The 25,986-nt window shown below is 71.4% G+C and carries 27 protein-coding genes and 1 riboswitch; of the genes, 11 read left to right on the top strand and 16 right to left on the bottom strand.

Going from position 1 to position 25,986, the window contains the following annotated elements:
* Positions 1–63 precede the first annotated feature (63 nt).
* Positions 64–735 (bottom strand): thiamine phosphate synthase, encoded by a 672-nt coding sequence (gene thiE, locus CLV68_RS01195; protein WP_121388790.1) that lies wholly within the window; start codon positions 733–735, stop codon positions 64–66.
* 32 nt (positions 736–767) lie between these two features.
* Positions 768–875: riboswitch (TPP riboswitch) on the top strand.
* On the opposite strand from thiE, the gene thiO reads away from it, so the two are divergent.
* From thiO to CLV68_RS01175, 4 genes are all read left to right on the top strand, one after another.
* Positions 869–1,984: a glycine oxidase ThiO gene (gene thiO, locus CLV68_RS01190; RefSeq protein WP_121388789.1), complete on the top strand. Its 1,116-nt coding sequence runs from the start codon at positions 869–871 to the stop codon at positions 1,982–1,984. It overlaps the preceding riboswitch by 7 nt.
* A gap of 76 nt (positions 1,985–2,060) precedes the next feature.
* Positions 2,061–2,261 (top strand): sulfur carrier protein ThiS, encoded by a 201-nt coding sequence (gene thiS, locus CLV68_RS01185; RefSeq protein ID WP_121390877.1) that lies wholly within the window; start codon positions 2,061–2,063, stop codon positions 2,259–2,261.
* A gap of 2 nt (positions 2,262–2,263) precedes the next feature.
* The gene (gene thiG, locus CLV68_RS01180; RefSeq protein ID WP_121390876.1) at positions 2,264–3,019 is read left to right on the top strand and encodes a thiazole synthase; all 756 of its coding nucleotides are present in this window, start codon (positions 2,264–2,266) and stop codon (positions 3,017–3,019) included.
* 406 nt (positions 3,020–3,425) lie between these two features.
* A complete protein-coding gene (locus CLV68_RS01175; protein WP_121388788.1) occupies positions 3,426–3,863 on the top strand; it encodes a MarR family winged helix-turn-helix transcriptional regulator in 438 nt (145 codons plus the stop codon).
* Between the two features lie 39 nt (positions 3,864–3,902).
* Here CLV68_RS01175 and thiD read toward each other — a convergent pair whose 3' ends face one another.
* Complete coding sequence (gene thiD / locus CLV68_RS01170; protein ID WP_121388787.1) at positions 3,903–4,736, bottom strand: bifunctional hydroxymethylpyrimidine kinase/phosphomethylpyrimidine kinase; 834 nt, start codon at positions 4,734–4,736, stop codon at positions 3,903–3,905.
* Positions 4,733–6,385: a phosphomethylpyrimidine synthase ThiC gene (gene thiC, locus CLV68_RS01165; protein ID WP_121388786.1), complete on the bottom strand. Its 1,653-nt coding sequence runs from the start codon at positions 6,383–6,385 to the stop codon at positions 4,733–4,735. Before thiC ends, thiD begins: the two co-directional genes overlap by 4 nt.
* A gap of 319 nt (positions 6,386–6,704) precedes the next feature.
* Between thiC and CLV68_RS01160 the strand changes: the two genes are divergently transcribed.
* Positions 6,705–7,310 (top strand): hypothetical protein, encoded by a 606-nt coding sequence (locus CLV68_RS01160; protein ID WP_121388785.1) that lies wholly within the window; start codon positions 6,705–6,707, stop codon positions 7,308–7,310.
* Between the two features lie 43 nt (positions 7,311–7,353).
* Here the strand turns inward: CLV68_RS01160 and CLV68_RS01155 are convergent, their stop codons facing one another.
* Together CLV68_RS01155 and CLV68_RS01150 are read right to left on the bottom strand one after the other, a co-directional pair.
* Positions 7,354–7,956: a LysE family translocator gene (locus tag CLV68_RS01155; RefSeq protein WP_121388784.1), complete on the bottom strand. Its 603-nt coding sequence runs from the start codon at positions 7,954–7,956 to the stop codon at positions 7,354–7,356.
* A gap of 39 nt (positions 7,957–7,995) precedes the next feature.
* Complete coding sequence (locus tag CLV68_RS01150; RefSeq protein ID WP_121388783.1) at positions 7,996–8,568, bottom strand: peptide deformylase; 573 nt, start codon at positions 8,566–8,568, stop codon at positions 7,996–7,998.
* A gap of 192 nt (positions 8,569–8,760) precedes the next feature.
* On the opposite strand from CLV68_RS01150, the gene CLV68_RS01145 reads away from it, so the two are divergent.
* Both CLV68_RS01145 and CLV68_RS01140 read left to right on the top strand, forming a co-directional pair.
* Positions 8,761–9,066 carry a DUF3263 domain-containing protein gene (locus CLV68_RS01145; RefSeq protein ID WP_092779997.1) on the top strand — a complete coding sequence of 102 codons (306 nt, stop codon included), beginning with the start codon at positions 8,761–8,763 and terminating at the stop codon, positions 9,064–9,066.
* Complete coding sequence (locus tag CLV68_RS01140) at positions 9,063–9,701, top strand: LytR C-terminal domain-containing protein (protein ID WP_121388782.1); 639 nt, start codon at positions 9,063–9,065, stop codon at positions 9,699–9,701. The genes CLV68_RS01145 and CLV68_RS01140 overlap by 4 nt, the downstream gene beginning before the upstream one ends.
* A 271-nt stretch (positions 9,702–9,972) precedes the next feature.
* On the opposite strand, the gene CLV68_RS01135 is transcribed toward CLV68_RS01140, so the two are convergent.
* The 4 genes from CLV68_RS01135 to moeA all read right to left on the bottom strand — a co-directional run bounded on the left by CLV68_RS01135 (position 9,973) and on the right by moeA (position 15,453).
* Positions 9,973–12,210: an AAA family ATPase gene (locus tag CLV68_RS01135; RefSeq protein ID WP_121388781.1), complete on the bottom strand. Its 2,238-nt coding sequence runs from the start codon at positions 12,208–12,210 to the stop codon at positions 9,973–9,975.
* 56 nt (positions 12,211–12,266) lie between these two features.
* A complete protein-coding gene (pssA, locus tag CLV68_RS01130; protein WP_121388780.1) occupies positions 12,267–13,256 on the bottom strand; it encodes a CDP-diacylglycerol--serine O-phosphatidyltransferase in 990 nt (329 codons plus the stop codon).
* A 3-nt stretch (positions 13,257–13,259) separates the two neighbouring features.
* Positions 13,260–13,973: a phosphatidylserine decarboxylase gene (locus tag CLV68_RS01125; RefSeq protein WP_121388779.1), complete on the bottom strand. Its 714-nt coding sequence runs from the start codon at positions 13,971–13,973 to the stop codon at positions 13,260–13,262.
* 256 nt (positions 13,974–14,229) lie between these two features.
* The gene (gene moeA / locus CLV68_RS01120) at positions 14,230–15,453 is read right to left on the bottom strand and encodes a molybdopterin molybdotransferase MoeA (RefSeq protein WP_425454836.1); all 1,224 of its coding nucleotides are present in this window, start codon (positions 15,451–15,453) and stop codon (positions 14,230–14,232) included.
* Between the two features lie 62 nt (positions 15,454–15,515).
* On the opposite strand from moeA, the gene CLV68_RS01115 reads away from it, so the two are divergent.
* The 3 genes from CLV68_RS01115 (at position 15,516) to CLV68_RS01105 (ending at position 20,976) form a co-directional block, all read left to right on the top strand.
* Positions 15,516–16,745, top strand: coding sequence for a serine/threonine-protein kinase (locus CLV68_RS01115; protein WP_121388778.1), 1,230 nt, complete (start codon positions 15,516–15,518; stop codon positions 16,743–16,745).
* Between the two features lie 170 nt (positions 16,746–16,915).
* On the top strand, positions 16,916–18,541 hold the full coding sequence (gene groL, locus CLV68_RS01110; protein ID WP_092779458.1) for a chaperonin GroEL: 1,626 nt from the start codon (positions 16,916–16,918) through the stop codon (positions 18,539–18,541).
* Positions 18,542–18,762: 221 nt separating this feature from the next.
* Positions 18,763–20,976, top strand: a complete 2,214-nt coding sequence (locus CLV68_RS01105; RefSeq protein ID WP_121390874.1) for a HelD family protein — start codon at positions 18,763–18,765, stop codon at positions 20,974–20,976.
* Here the strand turns inward: CLV68_RS01105 and CLV68_RS01100 are convergent.
* The 6 genes from CLV68_RS01100 to CLV68_RS01080 all read right to left on the bottom strand — a co-directional run bounded on the left by CLV68_RS01100 (position 20,954) and on the right by CLV68_RS01080 (position 23,369).
* Positions 20,954–21,430: a carboxypeptidase regulatory-like domain-containing protein gene (locus CLV68_RS01100; RefSeq protein ID WP_121388777.1), complete on the bottom strand. Its 477-nt coding sequence runs from the start codon at positions 21,428–21,430 to the stop codon at positions 20,954–20,956. The two genes, CLV68_RS01105 and CLV68_RS01100, sit on opposite strands and share 23 nt — an antisense overlap.
* Before the next feature lie 5 nt (positions 21,431–21,435).
* On the bottom strand, positions 21,436–22,041 hold the full coding sequence (locus CLV68_RS01095) for an RNA polymerase sigma factor (protein WP_177215620.1): 606 nt from the start codon (positions 22,039–22,041) through the stop codon (positions 21,436–21,438).
* A 134-nt stretch (positions 22,042–22,175) separates the two neighbouring features.
* Positions 22,176–22,493 (bottom strand): protease inhibitor I42 family protein, encoded by a 318-nt coding sequence (locus CLV68_RS01090; RefSeq protein WP_092779460.1) that lies wholly within the window; start codon positions 22,491–22,493, stop codon positions 22,176–22,178.
* A gap of 90 nt (positions 22,494–22,583) precedes the next feature.
* On the bottom strand, positions 22,584–22,721 hold the full coding sequence (locus CLV68_RS33610; protein WP_170224020.1) for a hypothetical protein: 138 nt from the start codon (positions 22,719–22,721) through the stop codon (positions 22,584–22,586).
* A 109-nt stretch (positions 22,722–22,830) separates the two neighbouring features.
* Positions 22,831–23,130 carry a hypothetical protein gene (locus CLV68_RS01085; protein WP_121388776.1) on the bottom strand — a complete coding sequence of 100 codons (300 nt, stop codon included), beginning with the start codon at positions 23,128–23,130 and terminating at the stop codon, positions 22,831–22,833.
* Between the two features lie 17 nt (positions 23,131–23,147).
* Positions 23,148–23,369, bottom strand: coding sequence for a PspC domain-containing protein (locus tag CLV68_RS01080; RefSeq protein ID WP_121388775.1), 222 nt, complete (start codon positions 23,367–23,369; stop codon positions 23,148–23,150).
* A gap of 95 nt (positions 23,370–23,464) precedes the next feature.
* Between CLV68_RS01080 and CLV68_RS01075 the strand changes: the two genes are divergently transcribed.
* Entirely contained in the window at positions 23,465–24,307 is an 843-nt protein-coding gene (locus tag CLV68_RS01075; protein ID WP_121390873.1) for an AAA family ATPase, read from the top strand.
* 282 nt (positions 24,308–24,589) lie between these two features.
* Here CLV68_RS01075 and CLV68_RS01070 read toward each other — a convergent pair whose 3' ends face one another.
* A complete protein-coding gene (locus CLV68_RS01070) occupies positions 24,590–25,948 on the bottom strand; it encodes a M1 family metallopeptidase (protein WP_121388774.1) in 1,359 nt (452 codons plus the stop codon).
* Positions 25,949–25,986: the final 38 nt, after the last annotated feature.

Raw genomic sequence — 25,986 nt, 5'->3', positions numbered from 1 at the left:
CACCAGTCCACAGTGGACCAGCGTGTCGCGCTGCTCACCCCTGCGCCGACCGGACCAGCGCCGTTACGCCGTGCGCAGCCCGGCGACGAGCGCCTCCGCCGCCGACTTGGGGTCCACGGCCTCCGTGATCGCCCGGACGACGACGATCCGGCGCGCGCCCGCGGCGACGACCTCGGGCAGCCGCTGCGCGTCGATGCCGCCGATGGCGAACCAGGGCCGTTCCGGAGCGGTCGCCGCCGTGGCCCGCACCAGGTCGAGGCCGGTGGCCGCCCGGCCCGGCTTGGTCGGCGTCGTCCAGCACGGGCCGGTGCAGAAGTAGTCCACACCCGGCTCGGCCGCCGCGCTGACGGCCTGGGCGAAGTCGTGCGTCGACTTGCCGATCACCACGTCGTCGCCGACCACGCGGCGCGCCACCGCGACCGGCAGGTCGTCCTGGCCCAGGTGCAGCACGTCCGCCCCGGCGGCCAGCGCGACGTCGGCCCGGTCGTTGACCGCCAGCAGCGCCCCGTGCGCGGCGCAGACCTCGGCGATCACCGACAGCGCGCGCAGCTCCGGCCCCGCCTCGAGCGGCGCCCCGCCGCGCTTGTCGCGCAACTGCACGACGTCGACCCCGCCTGCCAGCGCGGCGTCCACGAAGTCGGCGAGGTCGCCCTGCTCGGTCCGCGCGTCGGTGCACAGGTAGAGCCGCGCGTCGGTCAGCCTGCGCCTGATCTGGTCCCCGTCGAGTCCTGGCATGGAGGTGACGCTATCGCCTGCGCTACGGTGGAGGTCGGTCGCACGGGAGTCCGGGGAACGGGCTGAGAGGGAGCTGGGTCGCTCCGACCGTCGAACCTGATCCGGGTCATGCCGGCGCAGGGAGCGTGAGGACATGGGAAGTGAGCGGGCTGTCGCCGTGGTCGGCGGCGGCGTCATCGGGCTGTCGGTCGCCTGGGCGGTGGCCGAGGCCGGGTACCCGGTGCGCCTGGTCGACCCGACACCGGCCAGGGGCGCGTCGTGGCTGGCGGGCGGCATGTTGGCGCCGGTCACCGAGTCGTGGCCGGGGGAGGAGCACGTCCTCGAACTCGGCAGCTCGTCGCTGGCGCGCTGGCCGGACTTCGCCGCCAGGCTGACCGCCGCGGGCGGCGACCCGGGGTTGCGGCTGGAAGGGACGCTCGCGGTCGCTGTGGACTCCGCCGACGTGGGCACACTCGACGTCCTCGCCGAGTTCCTGCGCGGTCTCGGGCGGGAAGCGGTGCGCTACTCGGGGCGCGAGCTGCGCGCGCTGGAGCCGGGCATCGGTCAGGGAGTCCGAAGTGGACTGCACGTGCCCGGCGACCTCGCTGTGGACAACCGCGCCCTGCTCACCGCGTTGCACACCGCGTGCCGCCGATCGGGTGTGGAGTTCATCACGGCCACCGCGCGCGAAGTCCACCCGAACGCGGTAGTCCTCGCCGACGAGTCCACTGTGGATTGTGCGGCGGTTGTCGTCGCCGCGGGCGCGTGGAGCGGCCACCTGCACCCGGCGCTGGCCCCGTTGGTCCGCCCGGTGAAGGGCGAGATCCTCCGCCTGCACGCCCGCCCCGGCACCCTGCCGGCACCGACCCGCACCATCCGCGCCCACGTCGAGTCCCGCCCGGTGTACCTCGTCCCCCGCCCCGACGGCGAACTGGTCCTCGGCGCCACCCAACTCGAAGTCGGCTTCGACGAGTCGGTCACCGCGGGCGCCGTCCGCGACCTGCTGCGAGACGCCGAACAGGTACTGCCGGGCATCGCCGAATACGCCTTGGTCGAGACCGCCGCCGGGTTGCGCTCGGGGAGTCCGGACAACCTGCCCCTGATAGGCCAACTGGAACCCGGCCTGCTGGTGGCGACCGGCCATCACCGCAATGGCCTGTTGTTGGCCCCGGTCACGGCGGGCGCGGTGGTCTCGTTGTTGCGGGGGGAAGAGATGCCGGACGCGGTGCGTGCCGCTGATCCCGCGCGGTTCTCGGGGAGGGACGCATGATCGGTAACGGTGTCCGGCGGTCGCGGGCGGCGGGGGTGGGCGCTGCTGGTCTCGCGTGGTCGTCGGGGAGGCGCGCGTGATCGTGGTGGTGAACGGTGCCGAGCGGGAACTGGCCGACGGGGTGACGGTGGGGGAGTTGTTGGTGGTGCTGGGGGTTTCGGGGGCCGGGACCGCGGTCGCGGTGGACGGGGAGGTCGTGCCCAGGGCGGTGCACGCGTCGACGGTCGTGCGGGCCGGGGCCGTGGTGGAAGTGCTGACCGCCGTGCAGGGAGGGTGAAGGTGGACGACCCGCTGGTCATCGCCGACCGGGAGTACGCGTCGCGGCTGATCACCGGTACCGGTGGCGCGTCGAACCTGTCGGTGCTGGAGCGCGCGTTGGTGGCGTCCGGCACCGAGTTGACCACGGTGTCGCTGCGCCGGGTCGACGTCGCGGGGGGCACCGGCATCCTGGAAGTGCTGCGCAGGCTGGGCATCGATCCGCTGCCCAACACCGCCGGGTGCCGCACCGCCGCGGAAGCCGTGCTCACGGCCAGGTTGGCCCGCGAGGCACTGGGCACGAACTGGATCAAACTGGAGGTGATCGCCGACGACCGCACCCTGCTCCCGGACCCGGTCGAGTTGTTGGACGCCGCCAAGACCCTCGTCGACGACGGTTTCGTGGTCCTGCCCTACACCAACGACGACCCGGTGCTGGCCCTGCGCCTGGAGGAATCGGGCTGCGCCGCCGTCATGCCCCTCGGCTCACCCATCGGCACCGGCCTCGGCATCCGCAACCCGCACAACATCGAACTCATCGTCGCCCGCGCCGCCGTCCCGGTCATCCTCGACGCAGGCATCGGCACCGCCTCGGACGCCGCCCTGGCCATGGAACTCGGCTGCGCCGCCGTCCTCCTGGCCACCGCCGTCACCCGAGCCACCGACCCCGAGAAAATGGCCACCGCCATGCGCGCCGCCGTCCAAGCAGGCCGACTGGCCCGCGCCGCGGGCCGCATCCCCCAACGCTTCTGGGCCCAAGCCTCCAGCCCACCCCGCTGACCCACCCCGCTCCTTCAGCCCGCGTACCCACAGCCCTCGACCCGACCTCCCGATTCATCCCCTGGGTGAACGCTTTCTCGCCCTGCTGGGAGTCGGCTGTCCACAACCCCTCGACCTGTCCACACCCTCGGCGGTGCCCCTATTGACAGGTCGCTCAACGCGGTAGCTTCAGAGATGGGCCCCCGGCCCCCGGGAGGGAGTGCCCCTGGGCTGGAGTGGATCTTGGTTGGCGTGCGGGTTCGTGCGGTGCGGGCTTGTCCGGGTGTGGCTGGGAATTGCCGCCCGCGGCCTATGCGCGAATCCGCACGTGTCGGCCCGGTGTTGGTCTACATCAGGTGTCCGGATCTCCAGTGGGGGCCGCAGGGGTCTGGTCGTGGAACTGGTGGGGGTTCCGGCACAATGAGGTATGACGACATCGGCCGCTGAGTCTGGCGGAGGGGATGTGCCCGCGCGGTTGTACCTCGCGATCGGGCGCCTGTCCCGGGCGTTGCGCCGGTCCGGGTCTCCCGGGCTGGGGCACGGGTCCATCTCCGCTCTGTCCACTCTGGTCAACTGCGGTGAGCTGCGGCTCGGTGACCTGGCGGGCAAGGAGGGCGTCGCCGCGCCGACCATGTCGCGGATCGTGGCGAGCCTGGTGGAGTCGGGTTATGTCGTGCGCGAGCCGGACCCGGCTGATCGGCGGGCGTGGTTGGTGCGGGCGACGGAGTCCGGGGAGCGGATCGTGTCCGGGGTGCGCTCGACCAGGGTGTTGGAGTTGGGCAGGCGGCTGGACCGGTTGTCGCCGCAGGAGCGGGAGCGACTGGTCGCCGCCATTGCCGTGTTGGAGGCGCTGCTCGTGGACTGACACCGGTGCCCCGACGTGAGCCGGGGCACCGGTGCGGGGTCACAGCAGGAACGTGTCCGCGTCCGGCAGCCGCCAGCGCGGTGACACCGGGCCGACGCCGCCGCCGAGCGGGTACGCGTCCTGCACCGACCGCTGGATGAACGCCTTGGCCGCGCGGACCGCCGACACCATGTCCAGGCCCTTGGCCAGTCCGGAGGTCACGGTGGAGGCGAGGGTGTCGCCGCTGCCGTGGGTGTGCTTGACGTCGTAGCGGGGGCCGACGAACTCGGTGAACTCGGACCCGTCGTAGAGCAGGTCGAGGCACTCCGCGTCGTCCCACAGGTGCCCGCCCTTGACCAGCACCCACTCCGAGCCGAACTCCGCGAGCGCCTTGGCCGCGTCCCGTTGCTGGGCTTGGGACCGCACCTCGATCCCGGTCAGCAGCCGCACCTCGTCGAGGTTCGGCGTGACCAGCGAGGCCCGCGGGAACAGCTCCGACCGCAGCGCGTCGATGGCCTGGTCGGTGAGCAGCGGGTCGCCGTGCATGGACGCCGACACCGGGTCGACCACGAACGGGGTCACCCCGGACCGTCCGATGCCGACCCGGTCGCACGCCCCCGCCACCGCGGTAATGATCTCCGCGGTGGCCAGCATGCCGGTCTTGGCCGCCTGCACGCCGATGTCGGTCGCCACCACCTCGATCTGCGCGGCGACCACCTCGGGCGGGATGGTGTGCACCCCGCTCACCCCGAGCGAGTTCTGCACCGTCACCGCCGTGATCGCGGTCATCCCGTGCACGCCGCAGGCGAAGAACGTCCGCAGGTCGGCCTGGATGCCCGCGCCGCCGCCGGAGTCGGACCCGGCGATGGTCAGCGTGCGGGGCGGCGTGGTCACTGCCCGACCACCGGCAGGTAGACCTTGTTGCCCTGCTCGGCGAACTCCTCCGACTTGGCCGCCATGCCCGCCTCGATCGCCTCCACAGAGGACAGACCGTGTTCGTCGGCGTAGCGGCGCACGTCCTGGGTGATCTTCATGGAGCAGAACTTGGGCCCGCACATCGAGCAGAAGTGCGCGGTCTTGGCCGGTTCGGCAGGCAGGGTCTCGTCGTGGAACGAGCGGGCGGTGTCCGGGTCGAGCGCCAGGTTGAACTGGTCGGTCCAGCGGAACTCGAACCGGGCCCGCGACAGCGCGTCGTCGCGCTCCTGCGCCCTCGGGTGCCCCTTGGCCAGGTCGGCGGCGTGCGCGGCGATCTTGTAGGTGATCACGCCGGTCTTCACGTCGTCGCGGTTGGGCAGTCCGAGGTGCTCCTTGGGCGTGACGTAGCAGAGCATCGCGGTGCCGAGCCAACCGATCTGGGCGGCGCCGATGGCCGAGGTGATGTGGTCGTAGCCGGGCGCGATGTCGGTCGCCAGCGGGCCGAGGGTGTAGAACGGCGCCTCACCGCACAGCTCCTCCTCCAGCCGCACGTTCTCGGCGATCTTGTGCATCGGCACGTGCCCCGGCCCCTCGATCATCACCTGCACGTCGTGCGCGCGGGCGATGTGGGTCAGCTCGCCCAGCGTCCGCAGCTCGGCGAACTGGGCCGCGTCGTTGGCGTCGGCGATCGACCCCGGCCGCAGCCCGTCACCGAGGGAGAAGGTGACGTCGTAGGTGCGCAGGATCTCGCAGAGCTCCTCGAAGTGCGTGTAGAGGAAGCTCTCCTCGTGGTGCGCCAGGCACCAGGCCGCCATGATCGACCCGCCGCGCGAGACGATCCCGGTGACCCGCCGCGCCGTCAGCGGGACGTACCGCAGCAGCACACCGGCGTGCACGGTCATGTAGTCCACGCCCTGCTCGCACTGCTCCAGCACGGTGTCCCGGTAGACCTCCCAGGACAGCGCGGCCGGGTCGCCGTTGACCTTCTCCAGCGCCTGGTAGATCGGCACCGTCCCGATCGGCACGGGGGAGTTGCGCAGGATCCACTCGCGGGTCTCGTGGATGCGCTTGCCGGTGGACAGGTCCATCACCGTGTCGGCGCCCCACCTGGTCGCCCACACCATCTTGTCCACCTCGTCCTCGATGGACGACGAGACCGCCGAGTTGCCGATGTTGGCGTTGATCTTGACGTGGAACTTCTTGCCGATGATCGCGGGCTCCACCTCGGGGTGGCACCGGTTGACCGGGATCACCGCCCGCCCGATGGCCACCTCGTCGCGGACGAACTCGGCAGGCACGCCCTCCCGCTCGGCGCAGAACCGCATCTCCTCGGTGATGATCCCGGCCTTGGCGTAGGCCAGCTGGGTCACCGCGCCGCCGACCGGTTCGCGACCGGCCACCCACCCGGCGCGCAGCTTGGCGAGTCCACTGTGGACGTCGATGGCGGCGTCGGGGTCGGTGTACGGGCCGGAGGTGTCGTACAGGTCGAGGTGCTCGCCGTTGGTGAGTTCCACCCTGCGGACGGGCACCCGCACCCCGTCGGCGGTCTCCCGGTACGCCTTGTGCGAACCGGAGATCGGTCCGGTGGTGACGGCTGGTCGAACCGAGGGGTCGTCAAGAGCGGTCACGAAGATCCTCCCTACGCCGGCATTACCCGGTCAGGTTCATCGGTCGGCGGCACCGGGTCCTCGGATGGGACACCAGCCGCCCTCTCAGCCCGCCATGGCGCGAGCTCCCGCGCTGTGTTCAGTTGTCCGCCCGACCCTAGCCGGCGGCACGGGGGCTGCCAAGTGGCGGGTGCGGGGGGCGTCGAGTGGTGAGCGCGGGGGTTGCCGAGTGGCGAGTGCGAGGTTGCCGAGTGGCGGGCACCGGGGCTGCCGGGTGAGCTGGGTGCCGGGGTGCGCCGAGTGAGCACCGACACGGGGGCTGCCCACTAAGGTTCCGTGCATGCCGCTGCCGTACCCGCCCGGAGCCCGGCTTCTGGCCAGACCCGAGGCGGTCGAGCCGTGCCCCACCTGCGCGGACCCGCTCGGCCGCGGCTACCGGACCTGCCCGACCTGCGCCGATCCGGTTGACGCGCTGTGGAAGGCGGACTGGGACGCGCTGCCCGCCGACGACGAGTTGCCCGCCACCGTGCTGGCCGCCCCGGTCGGCACCCACGCGTGGACCTGCGTCGACTGGGCCATGCGGCTGCTGTCGTGCCCGGTCTGCCGCACCGAGTTGGGCACCGGCCCGGCCTGCCTGCACTGCGCGAAGTCCGACCAGGCCCGCTGGGCGTGGGACCACACCGCCCCGGCAGGCGCGATGACCGCGAACGAGCACGCCATCCGGATGGCCGTGGCCGCGCTGCGCGGGGCGGGCGAGCGCCGCGACACCGTGATCGCGTTCTGGCGGCTGGCGCTGCCGCACCTGCTGGTCGGCGCCGTCCCGACCCAGGCGCAGGTCGGCCGCATCCGGGTGCACCTCATCGCGGGCAGGCACGAGGAACTCGACGAGGCCCCCGGTTTCGCGGAGATGGCCGCGCTCGCCGACCTGCCCTGGCGCTCGGCCTGACCGGTCCGGTCTGCCGGACGGGACTGGTGGTCGGGACTGCCGGTCAGGACTGCACGGCGAGCCGGATGCCGAGCCCGATCAGCACCGCGCCGGACACCCGCTCCAGCCTGCGCCGCACCGCGCTGCGCCGCAGCCAGCCCATGATCCGGCTCAGCAGCGCGATGACCAGCAGGTACCACAGGGTGTCGACCACGACCCACAGCCCGGCGAGCGCCACCAGCACCCACCGCGCCGCGCCCGGCTCGACGAACTGCGGCAGGAACGAGATCGCGAACACCGCCAGCTTCGGGTTGGCCACGTTGACCACCAGCCCGGCCCGGAACCCGGACCCGCTGCTCGGCGCATCCGGCTCGGCGTCGACGTGCCTGCCGAACAGCGCCCGCACCCCGAACCACAGCAGGATCGCGACCCCGCCGATCCGCAGCGCCTGGTAGGCGACCTCGGAGGCGACCAGCAGCACCGACAGCCCGAACGCCGCCGCCACCGCCCACACCGCGACGCCGAGCTCCATACCCGCGACCGTGGCCAACGCGCCACGACGTCCGCCCCGGATCGACTGCCGCAGCAGCATCGCCGTGCCCACGCCGGGAACCATGGCGAGGATCAGGGAAGCCAGCAGGAAGGCGAGGAAACCGGACCAGGTCATGCCGGGATGATGCGCCGTGGGCGACCCCGGTGCGACTGGTTAATCGGCGAACGGGTCCTCGGAGTTGGCCGGGTCCCACGACAGGCCGGGCACGCCCCACTTGTTGGCCTTGACCATCCGCTTCGCCTCGCGCTGGTTCCGGCCGACCAGGCGGTTCAGGTAGAGCAACCCGTCCAGGTGGTCGGTCTCGTGCTGCAGGCAGCGCGCGAAGAACCCGGTCCCCTCGACCTCGATCGGCGCACCCTCCACGTCCTGCCCGGCGACCTTGGCCCAACTGGCCCGCCCGGTCGGGAACGTCTCGCCGGGCACCGACAGGCAGCCCTCGTAGTCGTCGTCCGGGTCCGGCATGCCCTCGGGGACCTCGGAGGTGGTCAGCACCGGGTTCACCACGGCGCCGCGGTGCCGAACGCCCTCGTCGTCGGGGCAGTCGTACACGAACACCCGCAGCCCGACCCCGATCTGGTTGGCCGCCAGCCCGACCCCGTTGGCCGCGGCCATGGTGTCGTACATGTCGTCGACCAGTGCCTTGAGTTCGTCGTCGAACCGCTCGATCGGCTTGGTCGGGGTGTGCAAGACCGGATCACCGACGATGCGGATCGGGTGGACTGTCATGGCGGAAGCCTAACCGGGCCGGGAAAGGCGGTGTCCGCCCACGGGGTTGGTCGGGCGGGCGCGCGGGTAAGCGACGCGTGGTGGACGCGCCGTGGAGGTGACGATCAGCTCCGGCGGTGACGTGGTGTAATGGCCACCGGCGAGCGGCCGGTGGGTCGCCCGCCGGAGCCGAACCGCGAGGCGAGGAGCCAGATGGACGCTGCTGAGTCGCCCCCTCAGCCTGAGCACGCGCACGCGCGGCCGGAGGGCCTCAGCGAGCGCGACCGGGCGATCCTGGCGTTCGAGCGGCAGTGGTGGAAGTACGCGGGCGCCAAGGACCAGGCGATCCGCGAGTTGTTCGAGTTGTCCAGCACCCGCTACTACCAGGTGCTCAACGAGTTGATCGAGAAGACCGAGGCCCTCGAGGCCGACCCGATGCTGGTCAAGCGCCTGCGCCGGATGCGAGCCACCCGGCACCGCGCCCGCGCAGCCCGACGCCTGGGGATGGACCCGCGATGAGCACCGAGCCAAGCGGGCAGGCCCGCACCGCCCGCGTGGTGGGCCTCACCCTCCTCGCCGTCGCCGCCGCAGCGGCCGTGGTCGGTGTGATCACCCTCTTCGACAGCACCGAGGACAGCCCACCCGCCGCCCAGGCCCCGCCGAGCGCGGTCATCACCACCACCACGGGCGCACCTCCCAGCGGCGACCTCACCAGCCTCCCGCCCCGCCCCACCTCCCCCGGCGCGACCACCACCGAACCGCCCAGCCCGCCGCAGCCGACGGTGACGACGACGGTCCCGCCCGCCGCCACCACGCGCCCCCCGGCGACCTCCCAGCCGGGCAACACCGCCGATGCCCCCAGCGAACCGCTGCGCATCTACAACAACAGCACCATCGCGGGCCTCGCCGCCCGAGCCGCCGACGACATCGGCTCGACCGGCTGGCAGATCGCCCAGGTCGGCAACTACTCCGGCGGCAAGATCCCCACCACCACCGTCTACTTCGAACCCGGCACCGGCCAGGAAGCGGCCGCCCGCCAACTGGCCGACCAGTTCGACTTCCGCGTCGAACCCCGCTTCGACGGCATCAAGGACTCCCGCCCCGGCCTGATCCTCATCGTCACCAACGACTACAAGGTCGCCAAAGAGAAGTAGGGCTCCGTCCCCCGCTTTCCAGGTCTCCCGGCCGGGGACGCGATCTCCGACCAACACCCTCCCGCCAGCACTTTCCCGGCCGGGGAAGCAGTGCCCACTCGACAGCCCCGGAGCCGGTGGTGGTGATCACGACCACCGGCTCCGTCGTCTTGTGGTCCTCTTGGACCGGCGTGCGGCAGGGGTTCCGGCGGAGACGGTGACCGGAGAGCGCACCATCGTCTCCGCCGAACAGCGTCCCGACTGGTGATCACACCGTGGCGGTGGGGTGGGGTCAGCGGGTTTGGCGGTTGGTGGCGTATGCCTCCAGGTCGGCCAGTTGGGCGGGGTCCAGGGAGGGGCGGACGTTCGTGCGGGCGGCGTCGAGGTGGTGGGCGGTGACGACGGTGGCGTCGAGGGATTCGCGCATGGCGGTGAGGGCGGCCTCGCGGATGAGGGCGGCGCAGTCGGCGGCGGAGTAGCCGTCGAGGGTGGTGGCGTAGGCGGCGAGGTCGACGTCGGCGGACAGCGGGGTGTTCTTGCTGGTGGCGCGCAGGATCGCGGCTCGGGCCTCGGCGTCGGGCGGCGGGACGTAGATCAGGCGCTCCAGGCGGCCGGGGCGCAACAGGGCCGGGTCGACCAGGTCGGGGCGGTTGGTGGCGCCGACGACCACCACGTCGCGCAGCGGTTCCACGCCGTCGAGTTCGGTGAGCAGCGCGGCGACCACGCGGTCGGCAACGCCCGAATCCGACGACTGGCCGCGGCGCGGCGCGAGCGCGTCGATCTCGTCGAGGAACACCAGGGCGGGCGCGGCCTCACCCGCCTTGCGGAACAGCTCCCGCACCGCGCGCTCCGACTCGCCGACCCACTTGTCCATCAGCTCGGCGCCCTTGACCGACAGCACGTTCAGCTGCCCGGTCCCCGCCAGCGCCCGAACCAGGAACGTCTTGCCACCACCCGGCGGCCCGTACAGCAGCACCCCGCGCGGCGGCGCGACCCCGAGCCGGGCGAACGAGTCCGGGTACCGCAGCGGCCACAGCACCGCCTCGGTCAGCGCCTGCTTGGTCTCGACCATGTCGCCGACGTCGTCGAGCTGGATGTCGCCGGTGCGCACCGATGTCGTGCTGACCGAGGTCGGCCGCACCGTCTGCAGCGCGCCGAACACGTCGTCCGCGCCGATGCTGGTGGCCTCGCGCAACGCCGCCCGGATCGCGGACTCCCGGCGCAGCGCGATCAGGTCCGCGGCCACGAACCCCGGCGTCCGCTCGCCGACCGCAGCGAAGTCCACTCCGGACTCGACCGGCAGGTCGCGGTAGAGCACCCGCAGCAGTTCGGCGCGGGTCTTGGCGTCCGGGGACGGCACCCGCAGCTCCCGGTCCACCAGTTCCACGGTGCGCAACCGCGGGTCGACGGCCTCCGGGTGCGCCGTCGTCACCACCAGCGCCACCCGCGCGATCCCGATCGCCGCGCGCAAGGTGTCCAGCACCACCGTCGCCAGCGGCGGGGGAGCGGTCGCGGGCAGCAGCGCGTCCACGTCGTTGATCATCAGCACCGCGGCCTTGCCCGCCGACGACACCGCCCGCGCCTCCTCGACCGCGGCCCCGAGCCGGGCGGCCGCCGCGTTCGCCTCCAGCACCGCGATCGTCGGGCCTGCGAGTTCGACCACCGCGGCGTCGACCGAGCGGGCGACCGCGCGCACCACGCTGGCCTTGCCCACCCCCTCCGGCCCGCTGACCAGCACCCCCAGCCGGGGCGCCGCGCCGAGCCGCTCCAGCAGTTCCGGCCGCAGGAACGCCAACTCGAACCACTCCCCGAGCGTGCGCACCGCCTCCTGCGCGCCCACCAGGTCCGCTGGCTCGATCGGCTCCGGCGCGCTCACCTCGACGACCGCCGCCACCCCGACGGGCTCGGCGACCGCCCGCACCACCGCCTCGCCGCCGACCGCCACCGCCGCCCGCTCACCCGTGCGCGCGCCGTCCCGCCAACCGACCACAGTGGACGGATGCACGGTCACCGCGCCAGCCGGCTCGACCGAGGTCACCGTCAGCAGTTCGTTGGTCCAGGTCATCCCGATCGCCCTGGACAGCTTGCCGCGCACGGCGGACACGTCGGCCTCCGGCGGCGGCGCCAGGTCCTGCGGCAGCAGCGACACCGCGTCGCCGACGGTCAGCACCTTGCCCACCAGCGCGAGCCGCACCGTCTCCGGCGGCAGCGAGGTCGACGCCAGCCGCGACCCGGCCACGGTGATCGCCCGCGCCAGGGCCACCTCCACCGGCGCCACCACGACCTCGGCGCCCTCGGTGACCCCGAGGTTCGACATGGTCACGTCGTCGAGCAGCACGACACCGGTGGCCGCGCCCCGGTCGCCCTCGGCGGCGAGCGCGGCGCTGACCCTGGCGCCGGTGAGCCGGACGGCGTCCCACTGGCGCAGCCCGAGCGCGTCGAACACCTCGGGGTGCAGCCGGACGACACCGCGCCGGGTGTCCAGCGCGGACGGGGTGAGCCGCGCGGTCAACGTGATCTGAGTTCCCACGTCGACGAGAGTAGAGCGTCCCGGCGGATCGCCGCCGGAGTTGTCCACAGGCGCCGTCAGCGGGGCTTGCTCTCCCCGGGCCGCTCGTTCTTCCGCAGGCCGGTGCGCCGCCACGCCTTGCCGCGCGCGCCGGGCGGCCTCGGTTCGGTCGGCAGTGCGACGCCGGGCGCGTCGCCGTTGCGCATCGGCCGCAGCACGGCCCGGCGGGCGGCACCGGCGACCCGGCGCAGCGGCGGGCGGAGGCCGAGCCTGCGCCGCGACCCGTGCGCCCGGCGGATCGCCCTGCGCTCACGCGGCGGCACGTCCCACGCCTCGGGGTTGTTGGCCAGCCAGTGCTTGCGCCGGACCGCGTAGGGGATGTGCAGCAGGTAGAGGACCAGCACCACGGCCAGCGTCACGAGCGGGTAGGTGATCACCGCCGCCGCGACCAGTCCTACGAGGACCAGCAGCGGCGCCACCGCGCGCGGGGACACGCGCGCGGTCTTGACCGACAGCGTGGGGATGCGGCTGATCGCGAGCGCGGCGACCGCGACGATCCACACCATCACGGCCGCCTTGGACTGCCACCAGTGCCCGTTGTCGCCGTACTCGATGGTCAGGATCAGCGGCAGCAGCACCAGGAGGCCACCGGCGGGCGCGGGCACCCCGACGAAGAACTCCTTCGTGTAGACCGGTTGCTCGGTGTCCTCGAGCAGCGTGTTGAACCGCGCCAGGCGCAGGATCATGCACACGGCGAAGATGAGCGCGACCACCCAGCCGACCCGGTCGCCACCGAAGCGCCAGACGTAGAGCATCAGCGCGGGCGCGACACCGAACGAGATGGCGTCGGCGAGCGAGTCGAGTTCGGCGCCCATCTTGCTGGTGGCGTCGAGCAGCCGGGCGATGCGCCCGTCGAGGCTGTCGAGCACCGCGGCGATGGCGATCGCGGCGATCGCGGCGGTCGGCTGGCCGTTGAGGACGAACTGGACGGCGGACAGGCCCGCGCACATGGCCAGGACGGTCAGCGCGTTGGGCAGCAGCCGGACACCGGGCGCGGTCGGGGCCATCGGTCAGCCCGCCGAGGGCAGCTCGGCCAGCACTGTCTCCCCGCCGATGGTCCGCTGACCTGGCTCGACCAGGACGCGGCTGCCAACGGGGACGTAGAGGTCCACGCGCGAACCGAAGCGGATCAGCCCGTAGGTGCTGCCCGCCAGGACCTTGTCGCCGTCGGACACGTGGCAGATGATGCGCCGCGCGACCAGGCCCGCGATCTGCACCACGGCGAGGTCCTGACCCTCGTCGGTGCGCACGTGCAGGCTGTTGCGCTCGTTGACCTCACTGGCCTCGTCGAGGTCCGCGGAGAGGAACTGGCCCGACTTGTGCACCGCGCGGACGACCTGACCGGTCGCGGGCGCGCGCTGGACGTGCACGTCGAACACCGACAGGAACACGCTGACGCGCAGCATGGGCTCGTCGCCGAGGTCGAGCTCCGCCGGGGGGACCGCCTCGACCACGTGCGACACGGTGCCGTCGGCGGGGGCCACGGCGATCCCGGGGCGGCGCGGGGTGACGCGCTTGGGCTCGCGGAAGAACCACGCGAGCCACGCGGTGAAGATCGCGGTGCCCACGCCAGCCCGCTTGGACAGCAGCCGCACCGCGAGGGTCGCCCCGAGCGCGCCGAGGACGAACGGCCGACCGCCCGGGTGCACCGGGGGGATGATGCTCTTGGTCAACTCGACGGCGTGCTGGAGCGCGCCTGCCTTCTTGGGCTGGTGAGCGGTCATCGTGGTCGCGGTTTCCTCGTGTCTAGGCCGGATTTCCGCACACGCTACGCCAGCCGGGGATCAGCTCGGGGAGGTAGCCGCCACCTGGGCGGACAGGGGCACCCGGTGGTCCGGGTATGCACCCCCCGACGGCACATACCCGGCCATCGGGCGCCCTCGTGGAACCCGTCCAGTGTAGCCGGCGGCCATCCGGTGGATCAATGACCGATTGTGAGGAATTGACTTCCTCGGGTCAGTATATGGTTACTTGGCGCCTTCAGTCGAGCAGGACCAGGTCGACCTCGTCGCCCGCCGCCACCTCCGCGACCCCGACCGGGATCTCGATCAGGCAGTTCGACGCCGCGAACGAGGCCAGCAGGTGGGAACCGGGTCCGCCCACCGGGACGACCTCGACGTGGCCCGCGTCGTGGCGGCCCCTGCGGTACTGCACCCGGTTCGGCGGTGACGACATCGCCGCAGTCGCGCGCGCCCGCGCTCGCGGGCGATCCGTGTTGGTGTGCCCCATAGCCGCCAGCAAGGCAGGTCTGAGGAACAGCTCGAACGACAAGGCAGCGCTAACCGGATTACCCGGCAGCGTCACGACTGGCAGCCCTTCGAAAGCGCCACGCCCCTGAGGCCCGCCCGGCTGCATCGCGACCCGGACGAACTCCACGCCTTGGCCGGACAAGGCGTCCTTGACCACTTCATACGCGCCCGCGCTCACCCCACCGGAGGTGATCAGCAGGTCAGCCTCACCGACGTGCTGCGCGACGACCGCACGGAACGCCGCGACGTCGTCTGGGACCGACCGCAGCACCACGGCCTTGGCGCCGATCTCCTCGACAGCCGCGGCCAACAGCACGCTGTTCGACTCATAGATGTGCCCCGGCGGCAGAGGTTCACCTGGTGGGATCAGCTCAGAGCCCGTGGACAGCACGAGAACCCGTGGCGGCCGCCGCACTGGCAGACCGGCCAAGCCGACGGCGGCAGCCAAACCGAGCTGCGGTGGGTGCAAGACCGTTCCCGCCCGCAGGATCACATCGCCCTCGGTGACGTCCTCACCGACGAATCGCACGTGCGTGCGCGCCGTCACCGATGCGTCAATACGGACGTTCTCGGTACCGCCGTCGGTTAGCTCCACCTGGATGATCGCGTCGGCACCGTCCGGCAGCGGCGCACCGGTCATGATCCGTTGCGCGGTGCCAGGGACGAGTGGGACCACATCGGTCCGCCCCGCCGGGATGTCATCGGCGACCGGGAGCCGCACGGGGTTCTCGGCGGTAGCACTGACCACATCGGACGCACGTACCGCGTACCCGTCCATGGCGGAGTTGTCGAACGGCGGTAGCGACACCGCCGTCGCCACATCCTCGGCGAGCACCAGTCCTCTGCACATCGCCAAAGGAAGCCGCACCACGGGCAGCGGTGGCAGCAACGCCTGGACTTCGAGCCGGTACTCCTGCGGGGTCAACCCGCGCTTGGCCGCGTTCACCCCGCCAATCTTGCCCGCCCGTTGACCGAACCGGACGCGGCCGTCACAACGCGGACGTTACGCTCGCGTGCGTGTCGGATGACCTCACCGGGCGTCGCCTAGGGCATTACCGCATCGACGGTGTGCTCGGTAAGGGCGGCATGAGCGTGATGTACCGCGCGACCGACATCCGGCTCGGCCGCAAGGTGGCCCTCAAAGTCATCGCCGAGCACCTCACCGAGGACCCCGAGTTCCGCGAGCGCTTCGTCGACGAGGCCCGCAACACCTCCGCGATCGACCACGCCAACGTCGTCCCGCTCTACGACTTCGGCGAGGTCGACGGGCTGCTCTACATCGCGATGCGGCTGGTCGACGGCTTCGACATGGCCACCCTGGTCAAGGACGGCCCGATCGCGCCGCAGCGCGCGCTGAGCCTGCTGGCCCAGGTGGCCGAGGCGCTGGACAACCTGCACGAGCGCGGTCTGGTCCACCTCGACGTCAAACCGGCGAACGTGCTGGTCACCGCCCGCGAATCCGCGACCGAGCACATCTACGTCGCCGACTTCGGCCTGACCCGCCGCGGTGCCACCGGCCACCGCACCAGGGGCGGCGACTTCCTCGGTTCCCCCACCTACGCCGCGCCCGAGCACCTGCGCGGGGAGCCCGTGGACGGCCGGACCGACGCCTACTCGCTCGCCTGCGTGCTGTTCGCGTGCCTGGCCGGTAGGCCGCCCTTCCACGGTCAAGTGTCGGAAGTCATCCAGGGCCACCTCAACCGTGACGTCCCGACGCTGACCGACTACATCGCGCTGCCGCCCGCGATCAACGACGTGATCCGCCGCGGTATGGCCAAGAGCCCCACGCACCGCTACGCCAGCTGCCGCGAACTGATCGCCGCGGCACGCCAAGCGCTCTCTAACCCCCCGCAGCGCCCGTTGGGGCCACCACCACCCCGTGTGCCCAACCAGACGCTGGTAGCTCCCATCGAGCAGTTGCGTCCGCAGTACCAGTCGCCGCCCCCCATCCAGCCGGAACCGGTCCGCTTGCGGCCCCCCGCGCCAGTGCGGACCACCGCGTTCGACGAGAAGAAGAGCGGCACCCGCTGGCTCGCCCCGGTGATCGTCGGCGTCGTCGCGATCGGGGCCATCATCACCGCGATCCTGCTGCTCACCGGCGGTCCCGGCGACGAGCCCGGTACCGGCCCCGGCCCGACCTCGCCGCCGATCCAGGTCGGCCCGGGGGGCACCGGCAGGCCCAGTTCACCGCCGACGACGACCTCGCGCCGACCGCTGCCGACGATCACGATCGTGCCACCCCCGTGAGCTGCATTTCTTGCACTCGCGTGCCCCGAGTGCTAAACACGAACTAGCACTCGGGGTCGCCGAGTGCCAGAAGGTCGGGACGGTGAGGCTGGCGTTCACGCCGGTCGTCCGTCGCGGGCACCGAGCCTGGCCGCGCTACGTGTATCCATCCGATGGAGGACCACACCGCAATGGCCAAGTTGATCGCGTTTGACGAGGAAGCGCGTCGCGGTCTCGAGCGCGGACTGAACACCCTCGCCGACGCCGTCAAGGTGACGCTCGGCCCGAGGGGCCGCAACGTCGTGCTCGAGAAGAAGTGGGGCGCGCCGACGATCACCAACGACGGCGTGTCGATCGCGAAGGAGATCGAGCTCGAGGACCCGTGGGAGAAGATCGGGGCCGAGCTGGTCAAGGAGGTCGCGAAGAAGACCGACGACGTCGCCGGTGACGGCACCACCACCGCAACCGTGCTCGCCCAGGCGCTCGTGCGCGAGGGGCTGCGCAACGTCGCCGCAGGCGCCGACCCGCTGTCGCTCAAGCGCGGCATCGAGCAGGCCGTCGAGGCGGTCATCGAGCAGCTGCACAAGTCCGCCAAGGAGGTCGAGACCAAGGAGCAGATCGCGGCAACCGCGTCCATCTCCGCTGGCGACACCACCATCGGCGAGCTGATCGCCGAGGCGCTCGACAAGGTGGGCAAGGAAGGCGTCATCACCGTCGAGGAGAGCAACGCCCTCGGCATGGAGCTCGAGCTCACCGAGGGAATGCGCTTCGACAAGGGCTACATCTCCGGTTACTTCGTGACCGACCCCGAGCGCCAGGAAGCGGTCCTCGAGGACCCGTACATCCTGCTGTTCGGCTCCAAGATCTCCTCGGTCAAGGACCTGCTCCCGCTGCTGGAGAAGGTCATGCAGTCCGGCAAGCCGCTGCTGATCATCTCCGAGGACGTCGAGGGCGAGGCGCTGGCGACCCTGGTCGTCAACAAGATCCGCGGCACCTTCAAGTCGGTCGCGGTCAAGGCCCCCGGCTTCGGCGACCGCCGCAAGGCGATCCTGCAGGACATCGCCATCCTCACCGGTGGCCAGGTCATCAGCGAGGACGTCGGCCTCAAGCTGGAGAACGCGGGCATCGAGCTGCTCGGCAAGGCCCGCAAGGTCGTCGTCACCAAGGACGAGACCACCGTGGTCGAGGGCGCTGGTGACGCCGAGCAGATTCAGGGCCGGGTGAACCAGATCCGCGCCGAGATCGAGAAGTCGGACTCCGACTACGACCGCGAGAAGCTCCAGGAGCGCCTGGCGAAGCTCGCGGGCGGCGTGGCCGTCATCAAGGCCGGTGCCGCCACCGAGGTCGAGCTCAAGGAGCGCAAGCACCGCATCGAGGACGCGGTGCGCAACGCCAAGGCCGCCGTGGAGGAGGGCATCGTCGCCGGTGGCGGCGTGGCCCTGCTGCAGGCCGCCGAGGCCGCGTTCGCCGGTCTGAAGCTCGAGGGCGACGAGGCCACTGGTGCCAACATCGTCAAGGTCGCCGTCGAGGCGCCGCTCAAGCAGATCGCGATCAACGCCGGTCTCGAGGGTGGCGTCGTGGTGGAGAAGGTCAAGGGCCTGCCGCAGGGCCACGGCCTCAACGCCGCGACCGGTGTCTACGAGGACCTGCTCGCCGCTGGCGTGCCGGACCCGACCAAGGTGACCCGCTCGGCGCTGCAGAACGCCGCGTCGATCGCCGCGCTGTTCCTCACCACCGAGGCTGTCGTCGCCGACAAGCCGGAGAAGGCCGGTGCCCCGGCCGGTGGCGGCGACCCGACCGGTGGCATGGACTTCTGATCCAGCCCCCGCTCGGCGCACGCTGAACAAAGGCCCGGCCCCCTCGTGGGGCCGGGCCTTCGTGCGTTTACCGCCGACTGGCCGCGACAGGACGCGAAAGAATGCGCTACATTAGCGGAATTGGCGCCGGAGAATGCCGACAGAATTGCGGCTAGTGGCATTATAGGGCAATTGGAGGACGATTGTCAACCGAGATCGACGTGGAGCAGGAATACGTCAGCATGCTCTACGCGCACCTCGACGGACTCCGGGCCGACACCGACTCCCGGCTGGCCAGGACCCTGCGGGAGAGCAGCAGCAACCCGCAGGCGATGACCCAGCGGGACGCCGCGACCTCGCATTACAGCGAGCAGTTGGCGCACTACGGCGCCGCGGAGAACGGGCTGTGCTTCGGCAGGCTCGATTTCGCCGACGGCACCCGCAGCTACATCGGCCGCATTGGCCTGTTCGACTCCGAAGGCGACTACGAACCGCTGCTGATGGATTGGCGCGCGCCCGCGAGCAGGCCGTTCTACCTGGCCACCGCGGCCTCCCCGGACGGGGTGCGCAGGCGCCGCCACATCCGCACCTCCCGGCGCCGGGTCACCGGCATCGACGACGAGGTGCTCGACCTGGCCGACGGCCAGGACGCCGCCACCGGCGGCTTGGTCGGCGAGGCCGCTCTGCTCTCCGCGCTCAACGCGACCAGGACCGGTCGCATGTCCGACATCGTCGAGACCATCCAGGCAGAGCAAGACGAGATCATCCGGTCCGGTCTGAACGGCGTCCTGGTAGTCCAAGGCGGTCCCGGCACGGGTAAGACGGCGGTGGCGCTGCACCGGGCTGCGTACCTGCTTTACACATACCGCCAGCAGTTGTCCCGGCGCGGCGTGCTGATCGTTGGTCCTAACGCGACATTCCTCAAGTACATCGGGCAGGTCCTCCCGTCCCTGGGGGAGACAGGTGTGCTGCTGCAGACCGTTGGCGATCTCTACCCCGGTGAGCGCGGCCACCGCCCCGAGCCTGCCCGTGCCGCCGAGATCAAGGGCGGCATCGACATGGTCGCCGCACTGCGCCGCGCGGTGGCAGACCGGCAAGAGGTGCCGTTGGACCCGATGGTGCTCGTTGTCGAGCGCGAGGAGATGGTGCTCGACATCGCCACCATCACTGCCGCGCGCGGTAGGGCTAGGGGAAACCGCCGCACGCACAACGAAGGCAGGCCCGTCTTCGCCGAGGCGATCGTGGCCGCCCTCGCCCGGCAGGAGGCGAACCGCCTCGGCGCGGAGTTCCTCGACGAGGCCGACATGGCCGACATCCGCCGCGAGCTGGCGGCGGACGACGCCGTGCAGGACGCCATCGAGAGCCTGTGGCCGCAGTTGACCCCCCAGGAGTTCCTGGCCGACCTCTACGCGTCCGCAGAACGCCTTGAGACGGCCCTACCGGACCTCGACGAGGCTGACCGCGCCCTGTTGCTGCGGTCGCCCCGGCTCGGCTGGACCGCCGCAGACGCCCCGCTGCTCGACGAGGCCGCCGAACTGCTCGGCGTCGACGACCGCGCCGAGCAGGCAGCCGCGCGGCGCCGCCAGCGCGACGAGCAGGACTACGCGCAGGGCGTCCTGGACATCCTCCAGATGGAAGACGACGCCGACCCGGACATCCTGACCGCCTACGACCTCATCGACGCCGGACGGCTCGCTGAGCGCCACGACGACGAGGACCACCGCACGGCCGCCGAGCGCGCCGCCGCCGACCGGTCCTGGACCTTCGGGCACGTGATCGTGGACGAGGCGCAGGAGCTGTCCGCCATGGCCTGGCGGGTCCTCATGCGCCGCTGCCCCACGCGCTCGATGACCCTCGTCGGCGATGTGGCCCAGACCGGTGATCTAGCCGGTACCGACACCTGGGCGGGCATCCTCGCCCCGTACGTCGAGGACCGCTGGCGCCTGACAGAGCTGACGGTCAACTACCGCACACCCGCCGAGATCATGGCGGTAGCGGCGAACGTGCTCGCGGAGCTGGGGACGGGGTTGACCCCACCGAGCTCGGTCCGTGAGACGGGCGTCGAGCCGTGGGCGCGGCAGGTGACGGAGGCGGAGCTACCGGAGACGGTCGCGGACTTGGCCGCACAGGACCACCTCGGCACGGTGGCCGTACTCGTGCCCGCTTGCCTGGTGGAAGACATCGGCCAGGCAGTACTAGCGCGGGTGCCCGACGCGGCGGTGGGGGAGCGGCCGGAGCTGGAGAGCCGGGTCGTCGTCCTGACCGTCCGGCAGTCCAAGGGCCTGGAGTTCGACGGCGTGCTCGTGGTCGAGCCCGCCACCGTCGTCGCCGAGTCCGAGCGCGGGCTCAACGACCTCTACGTGGCCCTGACCAGGGCGACCCAGTGGGTCGGCGTGGTCAGCGCGGTCGAACTGCCCGCCGCGCTCGGCGGGCTCAGAGCTCGACAGTCGGCGTGACCACGGTCCTGGGCTTGCCGCCGTTCATGCGGACCAGGATCTGCGTGGTGCCCCGCGGGATCTCGGTGAGCACGAACCGGCCGCCCTCGTCGGCGGTCGTTGTCTTGGAGCCGTGGTCGGCGACCCTGACCTCGACCCCGTGCTCACCCGCGGGCACCAACCAGCCGTCGATGCGCTGCTTCTCGCCGGTCCTGGTCACGTTGACCATGACGGTCAGGTCGCCGACGAAGAAGGTGATCGTGCCGGGGGCGCCGCCGCGGACACCGGCCAACGGGCGCTGGTCGGCCCAGCGCGCCGCCTCCAGCTCCACCTCGGCGTCGATGTCCTCGAGGTCGATGGCGAACTGCGCGCGCTCGACCAGCCCCGCGGGGACCGGGTCGAGCTCGTCGACGATCCTGGCCACCTGGGCCAGCCAGAACTCCTGCTCGGCAGGGTCCATCTCGTAGTCGTCCATGGTCCTCATCTGCCACCATCCCCATTGTCGTACAGCGAACGCAGTGCGGTGAGGCAACGCCCCCTGGTCGGGCCGATGCTCCCGTGCGGCATCCGCAGCACCTCGGCGACCACCTTGTACTCGGCCCGGCCCGCCAGCACGGTGAGCCGGAGCAGTTCCTGGCAGCGCTGGTCGAGCCGGTGGAACGCCGACCACAGCTGCCGGTCGCGCTCGGTCCGCAGCGCCTCGGCCTCCGGCATCGGCTCCGTGCTCGGCACGTGCTCGGCGACCTCGGGCAGCAGCTCGACCTGGGTGGCCGAGCGCTGGCGGGTGCGCTTGGCCTCGCGGCGGGTCGTGGTGATCAGCCAGCCGACCACGGCCCTCGGTTCGGCGATCGAGTCGACGTGGCGCAGCAGCGCCAGCCACACGGTCTGCGCGACGTCCTCGGCCGCTGAGCGGTCCAGCCCGGCGCCCCTGGCGATGTGCCACACCAGCGGGGTCAGCTCGGCCACGAGGACGTCGAGCGCCCCTCTGTGGCCCTCGCGCGCGGCGATCACACACGCCGCGTGCCGCTCGGTCCCCTCTAGGCCCTCCCACGGCGGGTTCGTCCTCGTCGCGTGGAGCTCGGTCACCGCTCCCACCCCATTCTCCGTCTGCCGGGGTTGTGCATCCTGGTGGCACTGGCTACATCGTCCGATGTCAGGTCGGTGCGTCCCGGCCCATCCTGACTCACTCGTTCGGGTGAAGCTGTACTCCATCAGTGTCACTACTGCGCGTGCAGGACGAATGTCAACGCCTGCCGCGCCTGCCCTTCCCACGGTCTGGCCAGTTCGGCCCGGAGTTCGTGCTGACCGGTCGTCGTGACGTCGAAGGCCAACCGCCGCTCGCCCGCGGCACCCGGCGCACCAGCGCCGACCGTCGCCGGGACGTGCTCGTCGGCGATCATGCGCAGTGCCTCGGGAAGCCACCAGCGCCACCGGTAGCCGGTGGTCGCGGACTCCGGGAGTCGCAACTCGACGGTATCCCCCCGGTGCAACTCGGTCGGCCGCTCGGCGTCCTGAGCGGACAGCTGCACCAGCGCCACGACGTGCTCCCCCTCCGCTCCCGTCCGCGAGCGCGGCCCGGCGGCCGGACGGGTCCCCTGCACCCATCCGACCGCCGGTCGTCGCCGTGGTCACGCCTGCGCCAGGTCGGTGCGACCCGGCGCGCTGGGGTGGCCATGTCCTCGCCGGGAGAACGCGGTAGCCGGTTGCCGGGCCGCCAGGGCCGCCAGCCGCCACGGGGTGCCCCGCGTGGTGAGGTGCTGGCTCATGGTGGCTCCGGTGGCGAGTAGTTCTACTCAGACACCTACAAGAGCCCCCGCGGCGCCCGCGGATACAAACGCTTGTTGGCCAGTTTGTGCCGTGACACGTTTTTGTCACTCACCCGGTCACCAACAGCACCATCGCCCCCGCGGCCACCAGCGTTCCCACCAGCAGCGTGCCGCAGCCGCCCAACACCACCCTCTTGGTGGTCGCGGCCCGCACCGCGATGGCCACCGCGCCCCCCGCGGTGGCCAGGCTGAGCGCCGTGTACGCGACGGTGCCCGCGACCGGGTCGCCGTCCTTGATCGTGGGCCCGAACAGCAGGACCAGGAAGCAGACCACCCCGCCTGCGGCGAACACCGCGGCCGAGGCGATCAGCACGAGGACGCGCGCGGTCCCGATCCGCTGGTCAGCCACCGGGTGACACTAGCCGGTCAGTCGTCCTCGGGGAGCAGGATCCAGCAGGCCAGGTAGATGACCGCGCCGGTGCCGAAGCCGAGCAGGGTGGCCGCGACCAGCCCGATCCGCACGATCGGGGCGTCCACCCCCATCGCCCTGGCGATGCCGCCGCACACGCCTGCCACCATCCGGTCGGACCGGCTGCGGCGGAACTTGCGGACGTGGCCCTGGACCTTGGTGTGCGTCTCGTTCGTCATGGCTCAAGAGTGGCTGGTCAACGGCGTCCTGCCATCGGGGAAGGACCCGGGTTCCGGACTAGGGGTCGCTTCCGGGTCGGGCTAGGGTGACCCGCATGCGGGTCCTTACGCCGGAGGACATGGCCAGCGCTCTTGACCGGGTCGGGTACCTGGCCGATGAGGGCCTCTCCACGGCGGCTTACCTCGCCGTGCGGATGGGCAGGCCCCTCTTCTGCGAGGGTGAGCCGGGTACCGGCAAGACAGCCCTAGCGTCGGCGTTGGCCTCAGCGCTGGATGTCGAACTGGTGCGGCTCCAGTGCTACGAAGGCATCGACGCCACGCAAGCCCTCTATGAGTGGGACTTCCCGCGACAGCTGCTTGAGCTAAGAGCAGGTTCGTCGGTGGAATCCCTCTACAGCAGGCGATTCCTCTTGGCCCGGCCGTTGCTACGGGCGCTGGAGTCCCCGTGTGTGCTGCTGATCGACGAGATCGACCGCGCTGACGACGAGTTCGAGGCGTTCCTGCTGGAGATCCTGAGCGAGAACGCCGTGACAGTGCCCGAACTGGGCGAGATCCGTGCCGCAGTACCGCCGCTGGTGGTGCTGACGTCCAACCGGACGCGGGAAGTGCACGACGCTCTTAAGCGGCGTTGCCTCTACCACTGGCTGGATCACCCGTCGCTGGATCGCGAACTCGCAATTCTGCGAAAGCGACTGCCGGAAGTCGGCGAACGGTTGGCGATCCAGGTCGTCAACGCTGTCCGGCGACTGCGGGAGATGGAGTTGTTGAAGCCGCCAGGAGTGGCGGAGACGATTGACTGGGCAGCGGCTCTTACCGCATTGCGACGCGAATCAGTCGACGTCGCTACCGCCGCCCTGACCCTCGGTGCTGTCTTGAAGTACCGGGAGGACGTCGACCGCGTGGTCGCCGCCGGGCTGGACGCGCTGCTGGCGGGCTGATCACTGCGCGTGATCGCTGCCGCCGGGCGTGCGACACGGGAAAATCGCTCGTCAGCAGGCGTGTCGCGGGTGCATCATGGTCTTGGGAAACCTGCCGGAGGTCACCGTTCGCGGTGAGCGCCCCGAGGCGCGAGTCGGCGTGTGGTGGCGCTGACGCGTGTCCCGAGTCGCGGCCCTGACGGGCCCCTCCGGTTTTCCCGAACGCCGATTCGGTGCCTTTCCGCGCCCGGCCTCACTAGCCGCGCGGCAGCGGTAGGCACACCTGGCGCGGGCCGGTCACACTTACCGGTCCGCGCCAGGCGTTCGGCGTGGGAAAGCGGGCAGGATCGGCGAGTTCAGCCAGTTCGCGAAAAGCTCGGTCAACGGCCACGGCGTGTGCCGCTGGGCGAGCGCGGTGAACTCGGCGGTGGTCACGTTGCCGTGCCGGTGCGCCGAGGTCCACACCCGCAGCAGCGCGAAGAACGCGTCGTCACCCAGGCGCAAGCGCAGCGCGTGCAGCGTGACCGCGCCGCGCAGGTACACGCGGTCGTCGAAGAGGTGCCGCGTGCCGGGGTCGCCGATGCGCAGGTCTTGCGGTAGCTCGGACAGTTGCCGCCACGCCCGCATCGCGTGGACGTCCGCTGCGGCGCCGCCGGACACCTCCGACCACAGCCACTCGGCGTAGTTCGCGAAGCCCTCGTTGAGCCAGATGTAGCGCCACTCGGCCACGGTCAGGCTGTTGCCGAACCACTGGTGCGCCAACTCGTGCGCCACCAACCGCTCGCTGCCGCGCACCCCGTCGACGTGGTTGCTGCCGAAGATCGACAGCGACTGCGCCTCGATCGGCGCGTCCAACTCGGCGTCGACCACCACCACCCCGTACTGCTCGAACGGGTAGGGCCCGAACATCCGCTCGAACTCGACCAGCATCCGCGGCTGGCGCCCGAAGTCGTGCTCGAACGGCACGGCGAGGCGGGCCGGGACGGCGGCGTGCATCATCGGCACGGTGGCGAAGGAGGACTCCGCGTAGCGTCCGATTTGGACACTGACCAGGTAGGTCGGTGTCGGCTGGGACAGGCGGAACTCCCACGTCGTCGTGCTCGCCGCGGACTGCTTGGACTCCAGGACACCGGTAGCGACAACCAGGTACGGCGATGCTACCGAGACGGCGATCCGGTACGTCGCCTTGCTGCTGGGGTGGTCGTTGCACGGGAACCACGACGGTGCGCCTATCGGCTGGCTGGCGACGATCACGCCGTCGTCCAGGTAGTCCCACCCGATCTCGCCCCAGTGACTGGGGATCGGCGCCGGTGAACCCATGTACCGGACCTCGACGGTGAACCTGCCGCCGTCCGGTAAGGAGCGGTTCGGCGTGATGTACAGCTTCCTGCCGCGTTGGGCGTGCCGCACCGGCTTGCCGTTGATGGTCACCTTGGTGCTCCGCAGACCGGAGAAGTCGAGGCTGAACCTCGACAGCGCCTGCGTCGCCACCGCGGTGATCCGCGCGCGGCCTTCCAGCCTGCCCGGTCCGACCCGGTAGACCAGGTCGAGGTCGTAGTGCGTCACCTGGTAGCCGCCGTTGCCGTGGTTGGGCAGGTAGGCGTCCAGCGACGTGCTCGCGCCGGGCTGCCCGGCGCGAGCCGGGTCAGCCTTGGCGCTCATACCCACATTCAACATGACGTCCCGGGCCTCGGTCAGGG

Origin of the sequence: Actinokineospora cianjurensis (assembly GCF_003663795.1) — a bacterium.
GTDB classification, from domain to species: Bacteria; Actinomycetota; Actinomycetes; order Mycobacteriales; family Pseudonocardiaceae; genus Actinokineospora; species Actinokineospora terrae.
The sequence above is the reverse complement of the archived record's forward strand: the minus strand, read 5'-3'. Positions and strand labels throughout refer to the sequence as shown.

Excerpts from the sequence above, each read along its gene's own strand:
- thiE (WP_121388790.1), bottom strand. The coding sequence starts at position 735 with ATGCCAGGACTCGACGGGGACCAGATCAGGCGCAGGCTGACCGACGCG.
- thiO (WP_121388789.1), top strand. The coding sequence starts at position 869 with ATGGGAAGTGAGCGGGCTGTCGCCGTGGTCGGCGGCGGCGTCATCGGG.
- CLV68_RS01175 (WP_121388788.1), top strand. The coding sequence starts at position 3,426 with ATGACGACATCGGCCGCTGAGTCTGGCGGAGGGGATGTGCCCGCGCGG.
- CLV68_RS01160 (WP_121388785.1), top strand. The coding sequence starts at position 6,705 with ATGCCGCTGCCGTACCCGCCCGGAGCCCGGCTTCTGGCCAGACCCGAG.
- CLV68_RS01155 (WP_121388784.1), bottom strand. The coding sequence starts at position 7,956 with ATGACCTGGTCCGGTTTCCTCGCCTTCCTGCTGGCTTCCCTGATCCTC.
- CLV68_RS01150 (WP_121388783.1), bottom strand. The coding sequence starts at position 8,568 with ATGACAGTCCACCCGATCCGCATCGTCGGTGATCCGGTCTTGCACACC.
- CLV68_RS01145 (WP_092779997.1), top strand. The coding sequence starts at position 8,761 with ATGGACGCTGCTGAGTCGCCCCCTCAGCCTGAGCACGCGCACGCGCGG.
- CLV68_RS01140 (WP_121388782.1), top strand. The coding sequence starts at position 9,063 with ATGAGCACCGAGCCAAGCGGGCAGGCCCGCACCGCCCGCGTGGTGGGC.
- pssA (WP_121388780.1), bottom strand. The coding sequence starts at position 13,256 with ATGGCCCCGACCGCGCCCGGTGTCCGGCTGCTGCCCAACGCGCTGACC.
- CLV68_RS01125 (WP_121388779.1), bottom strand. The coding sequence starts at position 13,973 with ATGACCGCTCACCAGCCCAAGAAGGCAGGCGCGCTCCAGCACGCCGTC.
- groL (WP_092779458.1), top strand. The coding sequence starts at position 16,916 with ATGGCCAAGTTGATCGCGTTTGACGAGGAAGCGCGTCGCGGTCTCGAG.
- CLV68_RS01105 (WP_121390874.1), top strand. The coding sequence starts at position 18,763 with ATGCTCTACGCGCACCTCGACGGACTCCGGGCCGACACCGACTCCCGG.
- CLV68_RS01100 (WP_121388777.1), bottom strand. The coding sequence starts at position 21,430 with ATGGACGACTACGAGATGGACCCTGCCGAGCAGGAGTTCTGGCTGGCC.
- CLV68_RS33610 (WP_170224020.1), bottom strand. The coding sequence starts at position 22,721 with ATGAGCCAGCACCTCACCACGCGGGGCACCCCGTGGCGGCTGGCGGCC.
- CLV68_RS01080 (WP_121388775.1), bottom strand. The coding sequence starts at position 23,369 with ATGACGAACGAGACGCACACCAAGGTCCAGGGCCACGTCCGCAAGTTC.
- CLV68_RS01075 (WP_121390873.1), top strand. The coding sequence starts at position 23,465 with ATGCGGGTCCTTACGCCGGAGGACATGGCCAGCGCTCTTGACCGGGTC.
- CLV68_RS01070 (WP_121388774.1), bottom strand. The coding sequence starts at position 25,948 with ATGAGCGCCAAGGCTGACCCGGCTCGCGCCGGGCAGCCCGGCGCGAGC.